General features: G+C 69.1%; 11 protein-coding genes and 1 tRNA gene. 7 read left to right on the forward strand and 5 right to left on the reverse strand.

Annotated features, from left to right (window positions below; translation table 11 throughout):
- Positions 1 to 3 precede the first annotated feature (3 nt).
- The 3 genes from hrpA to DEJ49_RS17065 all read left to right on the forward strand — a co-directional run bounded on the left by hrpA (position 4) and on the right by DEJ49_RS17065 (position 4,515).
- Positions 4 to 3,984, forward strand: a complete 3,981-nt coding sequence (gene hrpA / locus DEJ49_RS17055; RefSeq protein ID WP_150184914.1) for an ATP-dependent RNA helicase HrpA — start codon at positions 4 to 6, stop codon at positions 3,982 to 3,984.
- 94 nt (positions 3,985 to 4,078) lie between these two features.
- A tRNA-Asp gene (locus tag DEJ49_RS17060) sits at positions 4,079 to 4,153 on the forward strand.
- A gap of 116 nt (positions 4,154 to 4,269) precedes the next feature.
- Positions 4,270 to 4,515, forward strand: a complete 246-nt coding sequence (locus DEJ49_RS17065) for a DUF6274 family protein (RefSeq protein WP_150184915.1) — start codon at positions 4,270 to 4,272, stop codon at positions 4,513 to 4,515.
- 482 nt (positions 4,516 to 4,997) lie between these two features.
- On the opposite strand, the gene bldC is transcribed toward DEJ49_RS17065, so the two are convergent.
- Positions 4,998 to 5,204, reverse strand: a complete 207-nt coding sequence (gene bldC, locus DEJ49_RS17070; protein WP_003949541.1) for a developmental transcriptional regulator BldC — start codon at positions 5,202 to 5,204, stop codon at positions 4,998 to 5,000.
- A 466-nt stretch (positions 5,205 to 5,670) separates the two neighbouring features.
- Positions 5,671 to 6,504, reverse strand: a complete 834-nt coding sequence (locus DEJ49_RS17075) for a hypothetical protein (RefSeq protein WP_150184916.1) — start codon at positions 6,502 to 6,504, stop codon at positions 5,671 to 5,673.
- A 153-nt stretch (positions 6,505 to 6,657) separates the two neighbouring features.
- Between DEJ49_RS17075 and DEJ49_RS17080 the strand changes: the two genes are divergently transcribed.
- The gene (locus DEJ49_RS17080) at positions 6,658 to 7,734 is read left to right on the forward strand and encodes a Leu/Phe/Val dehydrogenase (RefSeq protein ID WP_150184917.1); all 1,077 of its coding nucleotides are present in this window, start codon (positions 6,658 to 6,660) and stop codon (positions 7,732 to 7,734) included.
- Positions 7,735 to 8,060: 326 nt separating this feature from the next.
- Complete coding sequence (locus DEJ49_RS17085) at positions 8,061 to 8,315, forward strand: DUF3073 domain-containing protein (protein WP_055568369.1); 255 nt, start codon at positions 8,061 to 8,063, stop codon at positions 8,313 to 8,315.
- A 131-nt stretch (positions 8,316 to 8,446) separates the two neighbouring features.
- Here the strand turns inward: DEJ49_RS17085 and purM are convergent, their stop codons facing one another.
- Both purM and purF read right to left on the reverse strand, forming a co-directional pair.
- Complete coding sequence (gene purM, locus DEJ49_RS17090) at positions 8,447 to 9,520, reverse strand: phosphoribosylformylglycinamidine cyclo-ligase (RefSeq protein WP_150184918.1); 1,074 nt, start codon at positions 9,518 to 9,520, stop codon at positions 8,447 to 8,449.
- Between the two features lie 36 nt (positions 9,521 to 9,556).
- Positions 9,557 to 11,083, reverse strand: coding sequence for an amidophosphoribosyltransferase (purF, locus tag DEJ49_RS17095; protein WP_150184919.1), 1,527 nt, complete (start codon positions 11,081 to 11,083; stop codon positions 9,557 to 9,559).
- Positions 11,084 to 11,258: 175 nt separating this feature from the next.
- Between purF and DEJ49_RS36990 the strand changes: the two genes are divergently transcribed.
- On the forward strand, positions 11,259 to 11,351 hold the full coding sequence (locus tag DEJ49_RS36990) for a putative leader peptide (protein WP_362640831.1): 93 nt from the start codon (positions 11,259 to 11,261) through the stop codon (positions 11,349 to 11,351).
- A 60-nt stretch (positions 11,352 to 11,411) separates the two neighbouring features.
- A complete protein-coding gene (locus DEJ49_RS17100) occupies positions 11,412 to 12,863 on the forward strand; it encodes a sulfatase (RefSeq protein ID WP_150184920.1) in 1,452 nt (483 codons plus the stop codon).
- Here DEJ49_RS17100 and DEJ49_RS17105 read toward each other — a convergent pair.
- Entirely contained in the window at positions 12,860 to 13,696 is an 837-nt protein-coding gene (locus tag DEJ49_RS17105; RefSeq protein WP_223832870.1) for an META domain-containing protein, read from the reverse strand. The two genes, DEJ49_RS17100 and DEJ49_RS17105, sit on opposite strands and share 4 nt — an antisense overlap.
- Positions 13,697 to 13,721 lie beyond the last annotated feature (25 nt).

Below are 13,721 nucleotides of genomic sequence, written 5' to 3' on the forward strand. Positions count from 1 at the left end.
CGTATGTCTACGCAGCCCGCCCTTGCCCTCGACGCCCTCGCCCCCCGACTGTCCGAGCTGTCGCTGCGCGACGAGCACCGGATCGGCCGGCGGCTGGAGGGTGCCCGCCGGATCCGTAAGCCCGAGGCCCGCGCCGCCGTCCTCGCCGAGATCGCGGCGGACGTGGAGAAGGCCGAGGCGCGGATGGCCGAGCGCGGCTCCCGCATGCCCGTGATCACGTATCCGGAGCAGCTGCCGGTCAGCCAGAAGAAGGACGAGATCGCCGACGCGATCCGCGACCACCAGGTCGTGATCGTCGCCGGTGAGACCGGTTCGGGCAAGACCACGCAGATCCCCAAGATCTGCATGGAGCTCGGCCGGGGCGTGCGCGGCATGATCGGCCATACGCAGCCCCGCCGCATCGCGGCCCGCACGGTCGCCGAGCGCGTGGCGGAGGAGCTGAACACCCCGCTGGGCGAGGCCGTCGGCTGGAAGGTCCGCTTCACCGACCAGGTCGGCGCGGGCACGTTCGTGAAGCTGATGACGGACGGCATCCTGCTCGCCGAGATCCAGACGGACCGCGAGCTGCGCGCGTACGACACGATCATCATCGACGAGGCCCACGAGCGGTCGCTGAACATCGACTTCCTGCTCGGCTACCTCGCCCAGCTGCTGCCCAAGCGCCCGGACCTGAAGGTCGTGATCACCTCCGCGACCATCGACCCGGAGCGTTTCTCGCGGCACTTCGGGGACGCGCCGATCGTCGAGGTCAGCGGACGCACGTATCCCGTGGAGGTGCGTTACCGGCCGCTCCTCGAAGAGGACAGCGATGACTCCGACCGGGACCAGATCACCGCAATCACGGACGCCGTCGAGGAGCTTCAGGCCGAGGGCAAGGGCGACATCCTCGTCTTCCTCTCCGGAGAGCGCGAGATCCGCGACACGGCGGACGCGCTGAACAAGAAGAACTTCAGGTTCACTGAAGTCCTCCCTCTCTACGCCCGGCTCTCGCACGCCGAGCAGCACAGGGTGTTCCAGCAGCACACCGGGAGACGCATCGTCCTCGCGACGAACGTCGCCGAGACCTCGCTGACGGTCCCCGGCATCAAGTACGTGATCGACCCGGGCACGGCCCGCATCTCCCGCTACAGCCACCGCACGAAGGTGCAGCGCCTGCCCATCGAGGCGATCAGCCAGGCCAGCGCCAACCAGCGCAAGGGCCGCTGCGGACGTACGTCGGACGGCATCTGCATCCGCCTGTACAGCGAGGACGACTTCCTCTCCCGGCCCGAGTTCACCGACGCCGAGATCCTCCGTACGAACCTGGCGTCCGTCATCCTCCAGATGACCGCGGCCGGCCTCGGCGACATAGAGAAGTTCCCCTTCATCGACCCGCCGGACCACCGCAACATCCGCGACGGCGTGCAGCTCCTCCAGGAGCTGGGCGCGCTCGACCCGGCGCAGAAGGACCCGAAGAAACGGCTCACCCAGCAGGGCCGCAAGCTCAGCCAGCTCCCCGTCGACCCGCGCCTGGCCCGGATGGTCCTGGAGGCCGACAAGAACGGCTGCGTGCGCGAGGTCATGGTGATCGCCGCCGCGCTCTCCATCCAGGACCCGCGCGAGCGCCCGGCGGAGAAGCAGGCGCAGGCCGATCAGCAGCACGCCCGCTTCAAGGACGAGACGAGCGACTTCCTCGCCTACCTCAACCTGTGGCGGTACGTGCGGGAGCAGCAGAAGGAGCGCGGCTCCTCGTCCTTCCGGCGCATGTGCAAGGCGGAGTACCTGAACTTCCTGCGCATCCGCGAGTGGCAGGACATCTACACGCAGCTGCGCACGGTCGCCAAGCAGATGGGCATCCACCTCAACGAAGAGGACGCCCCCGAGCAGCACGTCCACATCTCCCTCCTCTCCGGCCTCCTCTCCCACATCGGGATGAAGGACGTGAAGGAGTCGAAGGAGAGCAAGGAGAAGGACCCGAAGCAGCGCGGCGGGGGACGCAACGAGTACCTGGGCGCCCGCAACGCCAAGTTCGCGGTCTTCCCCGGCTCCGCGCTCTTCAAGAAGCCCCCGCGCTTCATCATGTCCGCCGAACTGGTGGAGACCTCGCGCCTGTGGGCGCGGGTGAACGCCCGCATCGAGCCGGAGTGGGTCGAGCCGCTCGCCCAGCACCTCCTGAAGCGCACGTACAGCGAACCGCACTGGGAGAAGGACCAGGCGGCGGTCATGGCGACGGAGAAGGTGACGCTGTACGGCGTCCCGATCGTCACCGACCGCAAGGTGAACTACGGCCGCATCGACCCCGAGGTCTCCCGCGACCTGTTCATCCGCAACGCGCTGGTCGAGGGCGACTGGCGCACGCACCACAAGTTCTTCGCCGCCAACCGCAAGCTCCTCACCGAGGTCGAGGAGCTGGAGCACAGGGCGCGGCGCCGCGACATCCTCGTCGACGACGAGACGCTCTTCGACTTCTACGACCAGCGGGTCCCCGCGGACGTCGTGTCGGGGGCGCACTTCGACTCCTGGTGGAAGAAGAAGCAGCGGGAAGAGCCCGAACTGCTCGACTTCGAGCGGTCGATGCTCATCAACGAGAAGGCACAGGGCGTCTCCAAGGACGACTACCCCGACTCGTGGCGGCAGGGGCAGCTCAAGTTCAAGGTGACGTACCAGTTCGAGCCGGGTGCGGACGCGGACGGCGTGACGGTCCACATCCCGCTCCAGGTCCTGAACCAGGTCACCGACGAGGGCTTCGACTGGCAGATCCCGGGGCTGCGCGAGGACGTGGTCATCGAGCTGATCCGCTCCCTGCCGAAGCCGATCCGCCGCAACTACGTGCCCGCGCCGAACTTCGCGAAGGCGTTCCTGGAGCGTGCGGTGCCGCTGCAGGAGCCGCTGCACGTCACGCTGGCGCGCGAGCTGCAGCGGATGGTCGGTGTGCCGGTCTCGCCGGACGACTTCGACCTGACGCGCGTGCCCGACCACTTGAAGATCACGTTCCGGATCACCGACGAGCGGCGCAAGAAGCTCGCCGAGGACAAGGACCTGGAAGCCCTGAAGGTCCGGCTGAAGCCGAAGGCCCGCGCGGCGCTCTCGCAGGCCGCCGCCGCGACGGCCGAGCGGACGGGCGGGGCGGCCGTGGAGCGCACGGGCCTCACGGACTGGACGCTCGGCACGCTCACGCGCGTCTTCGAGACGCGCCGCGCCGGCCAGCCGGTGAAGGCGTACCCGGCGCTGGTGGACGACGGCGACACCGTCTCCGTACGCCTCTTCGACACGGAGGCGGAGCAGCTCCAGGCGATGTGGCGGGGCATGCGGCGCCTCATCCTGCGCAACATCCCCGTGAACCCGGCCAAGTTCGCCTCCGACAAGCTGAGCAACCAGCAGAAGCTCGCCCTGTCCGCGAACCCGCACGGTTCCGTGCAGGCCCTCTTCGACGACTGCGCGATGGCCGCCGCGGACAAGCTGATCGCGGACTTCGGCGGGCCCGTCTGGGACGAGGAGTCGTACCGCAAGCTGTTCGACAAGGTGCGGGCGGAGATCGTCGACACGACCGTGCGTGCGGTCGGACAGGTGCAGCAGGTCCTCGCCGCCTGGCAGGCGTGCGAGCGCCGGCTGAAGTCGGCGAAGAGCCCGACGCTCCTCGCGAACCTCGCGGACGTGCGGGAGCAGCTGAACTCCCTCATCAAGCCGGGCTTCGTCACGGAGACGGGGATACGGCGGCTGCCGGACCTGATGCGGTACATGGTGGCGGCGGACCGGCGCCTGCAGCAGATGCCGACGAACGTCCAGCGGGACACCACGCGCATGGAGAAGGTCCACGAGATGCGCGACGAATACCTGTGGCTGCTCGAACAGATGCCGCAGGGCAGGCCGGTGCCGCAGGAGGTCCTGGACATCCGCTGGATGATCGAGGAGCTCCGCGTCAGCTACTTCGCGCACGCGCTGGGCACGGCGTACCCCGTCTCGGACAAGCGGATCGTGAAGGCGATCGACGCGCTGGTGCCGTAACCGGGCGACCGCACAGGGTGAGTTCGACCGCCGGGCCTGCGCTGCTGTACAGTCTCATCTCGCAGCACAACGCAACACCAAGTGCCGCGAGCAAGGTCCTGTGGAGCAGTTTGGAGTGCTCGCCACCCTGTCAAGGTGGAGGCCGCGGGTTCAAATCCCGTCAGGACCGCAGTAAGAGAAGGGCCGCACCGTAAAGGTGCGGCCCTTCTTGCGTCTTGACTGGGGCACATTCCGCCGGTACCCCGGACACCAGGGAGTCGCGGGAGGCTCCCCGGGAGGTGACTCATGTCCGCTTCTTCGGCGTCCGCGCGGCACGAGACGCGCGCCCTGCTGCGCGCGCACCTCGCGGCGGCCACCAGATATCGCCACGTGACCCGGCACTGCCCGATCTGCCACCGACTGCTGAGGCTCGCCCTGGAGCCCTCTCAGCGAGCCTCAGGGGAGCACGAGGCCCCCGAGGCCACCTTCGTGCGGGAGAGCCCCCCAGCCGCCCGCCCCGACGCCGGGGACGAAAGTCCCTCCGACGCATGACCAAAGACGAAGCACGGACCCCCGCCCCGGTGGGAGGCTGAGAGGCGTGGGCTCCTCTAGCGCAGGGGTGTCGTGCGCAACAAGATTCACGACGTGTGACGGGTGTCACCGAACAAGTTTCAAGAACCCCGGAACTTACACCCTCCCTACAACGGGCCAATTTAATATGTGCAATTGCACCACCCTCCGGACGCGCCCCCGGCGCTCTTCCCGGACGCCCGCCCCGGACTCCCCAGAGCCGAACAAGGGCGCTCAGGCCCCGCCCACCAGCGCGTCCTCGGCGCACAAAAAAGATCGCGCTGGACCCGGCGGAGTCCAGCGCGATCGAAACGACGCACCCAAGTGAGTCAGGCGTGGGCCCCGTTGGGGCAGGACCCTCGTCGCGTGTAGCCAAATGTCGGACGTACGGCCAGGTTGGGGGACCCGGCAGCAGTGGTGCTCTTCGTCCGAGTTGTGCGGGTTACTGCAGGTTGAGCGGTACGTCAGGCCTCGCTGCGCTGCTGCGGAATACCCGCGAGCAGTGCGCGGACCTCAGCCTCGCGGTACCGGCGGTGTCCGCCGAGCGTGCGAATCGACGTGAGCTTGCCAGCCTTGGCCCAGCGCGTCACCGTCTTCGGGTCGACGCGGAACATCGTGGCTACCTCAGCCGGGGTCAGCAGCGGCTCGGCATCAGGGGTGCGAGCGGTCATGAGCGGCCTCCTCGGGAGAACCGAACCTTCTCGGTTCATTCCTCTAAATTCTGCACCTTGACCCGCGTTGCCCGAAATGGCGGACGCGAGTCGAGTCGGTTATAGGACGAACGGCTTGTCCTCGGCACTACAACTACACCATCCGTCCAGCCGCGTCGGCCAAACCGATGGAATTGCCCTCCCAGGTGTTCATCACCGACGGAAGCCGATGGACCATGCCATAGCGGACAGTCACGCCACAGTGACGATCAGTCACAGAGCGATCAGGAGTCAACAGACCCCCCATAGAGTGCAATGCTGAGCAATCCGCCCGTAGTTGGGCGGAAGGAGCCCTCCCCGGACTCCTTGTCCTATTTTGGCACGAGGAGGGGTGATGGGCGCAAGGGTGCAGTTAGTGCGGTCCGTCACGCTTGAGGCAAAGGCCCGGATCGGGACCTACGTCCTGGCACCGGGGCGACCGGAGACCTCAGTTCGCGAACTGAAGGTCCCGGACCGCCCGCCATCGCTCCACGAGCCTCGCATACGCCTCGCCGGCCGCCTCGCCGTCGCCGACGCGCAGCGCCTCGATTCCCTCGGCCACGTCCGCCGCCGAGTGGTCCTCGTCGAGCTCGTCGGCGGAGACCGCGTGCACGAGCCCGCCGTAGTCGAGCTCGACCATGGAACGCGGGTGGAACTCCTCCAGCCACCGGCCGACGTCCACGAGCCCGTCGATGATCGGCCCCTCGTCCAGCGCGTCCCGAAGCGCCCGGAGCCCGCGGGCGACCCGGCGCCGCGCCTGCACCATCGGCGTGCGGTAGCGCAGCCCCGGCGGCTCGCCCTTCTCGTGGCTGCGCTCCTCGTCGGAGACGAGCACGAACCAGTGCAGCGGCACCTGCCACGTCGACGTACGGATCCAGGGGCGCGCGTCGGGGTTGCGCGCCAGCCACTGTTCGTAGTCCGCCACCGTCTGGCGGCGGAGCACCGGGGGCAGCACCGCGTCCAGGACCGTCGGGGGCAGCTGGCCGGCCAGCTCCTCCATGGCCTGCCAGCCGCGCAGCCGGGTCCGCCACGGGCAGACGTGCAGCACCCCGTCGACTTCCGCCACGAACGCGTCGTCGCTCTCGTGCACCGGGACGGGCACCGGCGGCGTGGGCAGCAGGTCGGCCAGCGACCGGCGGAGCTCGTCCTGGCAGGAGGGCAGGTCGGGGCGGCGGGCGTAGCGCGCCCAGTGGCCGCGCTCCGGCTCGGGGAAAGCGGCCAGCGGCTCGTACACACGCAGGTAGGAGGCGTACGGGACCGTCACGGATGACACCTTGGGCACGGCTCCTCTCTCCCCCGCGGACGCGCCGGAAAACGTGATCCTCGGCACCGGGAGGCCAAGGTCGGTGGACAGCCTCTAGTCTCATGCCCATCGGGCCCCCGCCACCCGTACGGGAGCCCTCCCAACCGCCGCACTTGACCGGGAGTCACCACAGTGACCGAAGCAGACAACGGCGTCCTGCACACCCTGTTCCACTCGGACCAGGGAGGCCACGAGCAAGTAGTGCTCTGCCAGGACCGCGCAAGCGGCCTCAAGGCCGTCATCGCCATCCACAGCACCGCCCTGGGCCCCGCCCTCGGCGGCACCCGCTTCTACCCGTACGCGACCGAGGAAGAGGCCGTCGCCGACGTCCTGAACCTGTCGCGCGGGATGTCGTACAAGAACGCCATGGCCGGTCTCGACCACGGCGGCGGCAAGGCCGTGATCATCGGCGATCCGGACCGCATCAAGAGCGAGGAGCTGCTGCTCGCCTTCGGCCGCTGCGTCGCCTCGCTCGGCGGCCGCTACGTGACGGCCTGCGACGTGGGCACGTACGTCTCCGACATGGACGTCGTCGCGCGCGAGTGCCGCTGGACCACCGGACGCTCCCCCGAGAACGGCGGCGCCGGCGACTCCTCCGTGCTCACCGCGTTCGGGGTCTACCAGGGCATGCGGGCCAGCGCCGAGCACCTGTGGGGCGACCCGTCGCTGCGCGGGCGCAAGGTCGGTGTCGCGGGCGTCGGCAAGGTGGGCCACCACCTGGTCGAGCACCTTCTGGAGGACGGCGCCGAGGTCGTCATCACGGACGTCCGCGAGGAGTCGGTGAACCGGATCGTCCACAAGCACCCGTCGGTGACGGCGGTGGCGGACACCGACGCGTTGATCCGGACCGAGGGCCTCGACATCTACGCGCCGTGTGCGCTGGGCGGCGCGCTGAACGACGACACCGTGCCCGTCCTCACGGCGAAGGTGGTGTGCGGCGCCGCGAACAACCAGCTCGCGCACCCGGGCGTGGAGAAGGACCTGGCCGACCGGTCGATCCTCTACGCGCCGGACTACGTGGTGAACGCGGGCGGCGTGATCCAGGTCGCCGACGAGCTGCACGGGTTCGACTTCGACCGGTGCAAGGCGAAGGCGTCGAAGATCTTCGACACCACGCTTGCCATATTCGCTCGCGCAAAGGAGGACGGCATCCCGCCGGCCGCGGCGGCCGACAGGATCGCCGAACAGCGCATCTCCGAGGGGCGCTGACGCGCGCCGAAACAGTCCGGAATCCGACGTTCCGGCGCTGTGTGACGTTTTGACAGGGCCCCGTCGACGTACAGGAGAGACAAGACTCACCCCCGTCGGCGGGTCGCCCGCCAAGAAGAGGTTAAAATCGCAGTTGACCAGCGAGGACGGGGCTCCTTGAGGGTCGTGCGCCGAGGCGCGTCCTGCGGGCGACGTACCGTATGGCCGCAGGAGCAGGTACCGTGGAAGCCCTACGGACCGGTCTCTCCACGGAGAGCCCGTTCCAGATCATGAACGCGTGTCAAGACTCTGGGGCCGTCGAGCCCCGTATCCGAGGGGGTCGAGCCATGGGGCGCGGCCGGGCAAAGGCCAAGCAGACGAAGGTCGCCCGCCAGCTGAAGTACAGCAGCGGCGGGACTGACCTGTCGCGTCTGGCCAATGAGCTGGGCGCTTCGACTTCGCAACAGCCGCCGAATGGCGAGCCGTTCGAGGACGACGACGAGGAAGACGACCCGTACGCCCAGTACGCGGATCTGTACAACGACGACGAGGACGAGGACTCCGACGAGTCCGGTCCGTCGTCGCAGCGCCGCGGCGCTTGACCTCGTTGCATACGCAGCATCTGTTGCCTACGCGGCATTCGCAGTTGACGTAGCAACTGCACTTCACCCGGTCCGGGGTGGTCACCACACCGGACCGGGTTTTGTGCTGCCCCGGAGGGCAGCACCAGGTCTTACTTCGCGTAGTCACCGATCAGGGCGGCGCCCGTCGCGTGCTCGCCGCGGTCCGTGATCTCGCCCGCGACCCACGCGTCCACGCCGCGGTCCGCGAGGGTGGTGAGCGCCGCGTCCGCCGACTCCTCGGGGACGATCGCGATCATGCCGACGCCCATGTTCAGCGTCTTCTCCAGCTCCAGACGCTCGACCTGCCCGACCTGGCCGACCACGTCGAAGACCGCGCCGGGGGTCCACGTCTCACGGTCCACGACGGCGTGCAGGCCGTCCGGGATCACCCGGGCGAGGTTGGCCGCGAGGCCGCCGCCCGTGACGTGGCTGAAGGCGTGGACGTCCGTGGTGCGGGTGAGCGCCAGGCAGTCCAGGGAGTAGATCTTGGTGGGCTCCAGGAGCTCCTCGCCGAGCGTGCGGCCGAACTCCTCGACCTGGCGGTCCAGGGCCCAGCCCGCTCGGTCGAAGACCACGTGCCGGACGAGCGAGTACCCGTTCGAGTGAAGACCCGATGACGCCATGGCGATCACCGCGTCACCCTTACGGATGCGATCGGGGCCGAGGAGCCGGTCGGCCTCGACCGCGCCGGTGCCGGCGCCCGCGACGTCGAAGTCGTCCGGGCCGAGCAGCCCCGGGTGCTCCGCGGTCTCGCCGCCGACGAGCGAGCAGCCCGCGAGGACACAGCCCTCGGCGATGCCCTTCACGATCGCGGCGACACGCTCGGGGTGCACCTTCCCGACGCAGATGTAGTCGGTCATGAAGAGCGGCTCCGCGCCGCACACCACGATGTCGTCCATGACCATCGCGACGAGGTCGTGGCCGATGGTGTCGTAGACACCCATCTGGCGGGCGACGTCGACCTTGGTCCCGACGCCGTCGGTGGCGGAGGCGAGGAGCGGGCGCTCGAAACGCTTGAGCGCGGAGGCGTCGAAGAGCCCGGCGAAGCCGCCGAGGCCGCCGAGGCCCGCGACCTCGGGACGCCGGGTCTTCTTGACCCACTCCTTCATCAGCTCGACGGCGCGGTCGCCCGCTTCGATGTCTACTCCGGCGGCCGCGTAGCTGGCACCAGTGGTCTCGGGCATGGTGATTGAGAGCTTTCGTGTCGTTACTACGTGGGCTTACGGGCGACGGATCGCGTCGGCCGCTGCCGTGGCGGCAGGGCCTGCCGCCAGCTCCGTCTCCAGGAGCTGCTTGCCGAGCAGCTCGGGGTCGGGCAGATCCATCGGGTACTCGCCGTCGAAGCAGGCCCGGCAGAGGTTCGGCTTGTCGATGGTCGTGGCCTCGATCATGCCGTCGATGGAGATGTACGAGAGGGAGTCGGCGCCGAGCGACGTGCCGATCTCCTCGATGGTCATGCCGTTGGCGATGAGCTCGGCGCGGGTCGCGAAGTCGATGCCGAAGAAGCACGGCCACTTCACGGGCGGGGACGAGATCCGGATGTGGACCTCGGCGGCACCGGCCTCGCGGAGCATCTTGACCAGGGCGCGCTGGGTGTTGCCGCGGACGATCGAGTCGTCGACGACCACGAGGCGCTTGCCCTTGATGACTTCCTTGAGGGGGTTCAGCTTGAGACGGATGCCGAGCTGGCGGATCGTCTGCGAGGGCTGGATGAAGGTCCGGCCGACGTAGGCGTTCTTGACCAGGCCCGCACCGAAGGGGATGCCGGACGCTTCCGCGTACCCGATCGCGGCGGGGGTGCCGGATTCGGGCGTCGCTATGACCAGGTCGGCCTCGACGGGAGCTTCCTTGGCGAGCTTCCTGCCCATCTCGACACGCGAGAGGTAGACGTTCCGGCCCGCGATGTCCGTGTCGGGGCGCGCCAGATACACGTACTCGAAGACACAGCCCTTGGGCTTCGCTTCCGCGAATCGGGACGTTCGCAGTCCGTTCTCGTCGATCGCGACGAACTCGCCGGGCTCGATCTCGCGCACGTAGCTGGCGCCGCAGATGTCGAGCGCGGCGGACTCCGACGCGACGACCCAGCCGCGCTCCAGGCGGCCGAGGACCAGCGGGCGGATGCCCTGCGGGTCACGGGCCGCGTACAGCGTGTTCTCGTTCATGAAGACGAGGGAGAAGGCGCCCTGCACGTCCGGGAGGACCTTGGTGGCCGCTTCCTCGATGGTCAGCGGCTTGCCGTCGTCGTCCACCTGGCCCGCGAGGAGAGCCGTCACCAGGTCGGTGTCGTTGGTCGCGGCGACCTGGGTCGCGCGGCCGTTCTCCTTGGGCAGGGCGGCGACCAGCTCGGCGAGCTGGGCGGTGTTGACGAGGTTGCCGTTGTGCCCGAGCGCGATGGAGCCGTGCGCGGTGGCACGGAACGTCGGCTGGGCGTTCTCCCAGACGGAGGCACCAGTGGTCGAGTAGCGGGCGTGACCGACCGCGATATGACCCTGGAGCGAGCCGAGAGAGGTTTCGTCGAAGACCTGGGACACGAGGCCCATGTCCTTGAAGACGAGGATCTGGGAGCCGTTGCTTACCGCGATTCCCGCGGATTCCTGGCCCCGATGCTGGAGGGCGTAGAGCCCGAAGTACGTGAGCTTTGCGACCTCTTCGCCCGGAGCCCAGACACCGAAGACGCCGCAAGCGTCCTGGGGGCCCTTCTCGCCGGGAAGCAGATCGTGATTGAGTCGACCGTCACCACGTGGCACGCCATCGAGTGTAGGCGAGATCGACCACTGGTCCGAATTGGGGATACGGACCCTGCACGGACCGTAATCGCGAACCCTGCGTGGCCGCCGTGCGCACGGGCCGAGTGCGAAGCCCGTGTGAACAGACCGGCCCTTTCGTTGACACCTACAAGACCTCTCCGACAGGCTCCGGCGCATGCAGTCCACCGGTGACCCGACGGTCACACTCGTGGGGCGCCGCCACGTTGACCTGGTCCGTGTCGCGAGCGCCATCTGTCGCGCTGCCTGAACGCCCCCTTCCGCACCCCTTTCACCGCCGCTTTCGGCTGCCCTCGTTCAGGAGCGCGTTGTGTCTTCGTACAAGCCTGGTCGCACGTCCGACAGGTCCCCTTCCCAGCTGTCCCGGCGCGCCTTCGGCGGTGTCGTCGGCGCCTCCGCGACCGCCGCCGCGGTCGGTCTCCCGGCAGCCGAGGCGCAGGCCGGCACGGGGGTCGAGGAGCGGCCGTTCCGGGCGGCCGCGCGGAAGGGCGGACGGCGGCCCAACATCCTCTTCATCCTCGGCGACGACCTCGGCTGGGCCGACCTCTCGTCCTACGGATCACCGCACATCAGGACGCCGAACCTGGACCGGCTCGCCCGCGAGGGAGTCCGCTTCACGGACGCCTACTCCGGGTCCGCGACCTGCTCGCCCACCCGCTTCAGCCTGTACACGGGCCGCTTCCCCGGGCGTACGAAGGGCGGGCTCGCGGAGCCGATCGCGGACCGGTCCGTGGGCCTCGACCCGACCCATCCCACGCTCGCCTCGCTGCTGCGCGACGCCGGGTACGCGACCGCGCTGATCGGCAAGTGGCACTGCGGCTACCTGCCGGACTACTCCCCCACCAAGTCCGGCTGGGACGAGTTCTTCGGGAACTTCGGCGGGGCCCTGGAGTACTACTCGAAGCTGGGGCTGGCCGGGGAGTACGACCTCTACAGGGGGGCCGTCCGGGAGGGCGACGCCGAGTACAAGGACCTGCGGTACTACACGCGGGTCCTGACCGAGAAGGCGAGCGAATACGTGCGGCGGGACCACGGCGGAAAGCCGTGGCTGCTCAACCTGAACTTCACCACGCCCCACTGGCCGTGGATAGCCGACGGCGACGAGGAGCAGAGCGCCGAGATCGTCCGGCGGATCAAGGCGGGCGAGAAGGGGGCGCTGCAGCACCGGGACGGCGGTTCGGTCGAGAAGTACAAGGAGATGGTCGAGGACCTGGACCGTTCGATCGGGGAGGTGCTGCGCGCCCTGAAGCGGTCCGGTCAGGAGCGGGACACCCTGGTGTTCTTCGCGTCGGACAACGGGGGCGAGCGCTTCTCGTACAACTGGCCGCTGTCCGGCAACAAGGGCTCTCTCAAGGAGGGCGGCATCCGGGTGCCGACCATCGTGCGGTGGCCGGCGCGGATCGACGGCGGGCAGGTCAGCGACGAGCCCGTCTACACGCCCGACTGGACGGCGACGCTCCTGGAAATCGGCGGCGCCAGGCCGGACCGCGCGCATCCGCTGGACGGCACCAGCCTCGCCCCGTACCTCCTGACGGGCCAACGGCTCGCCGAGCGGGAGCTGTTCTGGCGGGTGCGGGGCGAGCGGGCGCTGCGGCGCGGCGGGTGGAAGTACTACCGGGGCAAGGACGGCGCCGACCAGCTCTTCGACCTCGCGGAGGACCGGCGCGAGCAGGCCGACCGGGCCGCCGCGGAGCCGCGGCTCCTCGCGGAGCTGCGGCGGGCGTGGGAGCGGACGGACAAGGAGCTCCTGCCCTACGCCTAGCTGCCGTTCTCGGTGTTCGCGGTGATGACCGTGCCGTCGTCCGCGGTGAGCTTCAGAGTGCCTTCCCGCACCTCGTACCGCGCCTGGCCGTCGAAGAGCTTCAGGAGCTTGCGCTCGGTGGTCATCGCGTCGCCGGGGCACATCTTCCGGGTCGTGACGGGCTTGCCGAAGGTGATGCGGCCGTCCTTCGCCTCGGCCTTGGCGGAGACGTCGTTGCATCCGAGGTTGCCGCGGACCTTGCCGTCGTCGAAGGTCAGGCTGACCTTGCCGGACACGGCCTTCGGCAGGGTCGCGGCGGTCCTGCCGTCGCCGATGCCGTTGACCGTCCACTTGGTGCCGGTGAGCGGCGCGTCGGGCTCGGCGGGCTGCGAGGTGAAGGCCACGCGGTCTCCCTCGGCGGTGGTGAGGGTCATGCGGTCGCCGTCCACCTTCGCGGTGAACCTGCCCGCGCCGAGCGCGCGCGTGAGCTTCTCCTCGAACTTCATGCGGCCGCCGCCCTCGCAGGCCATCATCGTCGTCTGCGTCTCGCCGAAGTCCACGGTGTCGCCCTTGACCGACACGGTGGTGCCCGCGTGGTTGCAGCCGTAGCTGCCGGCGGCCTTCCCGTCCTTGCCGATCTTCAGGTAGGCGCCTTCCGGGGCGTCGTGCTTCTTGCCGCCCACGGTGAGGCTCTCCACGTTCCAGCGGACGCCGGTGAGTGCCTGCTCGGTCGTCACGGAACGACCGCCGGAGTCGCGGTCGGAGCCGGCTCCGGACTCGCTGCCGCATGCCGTGAGCAGCAGCCCCGCGGAGGCCAGCGCGGTCAGGGTGAGGGTCACTCGCTGCGTGTGCATGGCAATGTGACGGGACAAGTGGGGG

Origin of the sequence: Streptomyces venezuelae, assembly GCF_008642335.1 — a bacterium.
In the GTDB taxonomy this organism is placed as follows: Bacteria; Actinomycetota; Actinomycetes; order Streptomycetales; family Streptomycetaceae; genus Streptomyces; species Streptomyces venezuelae_F.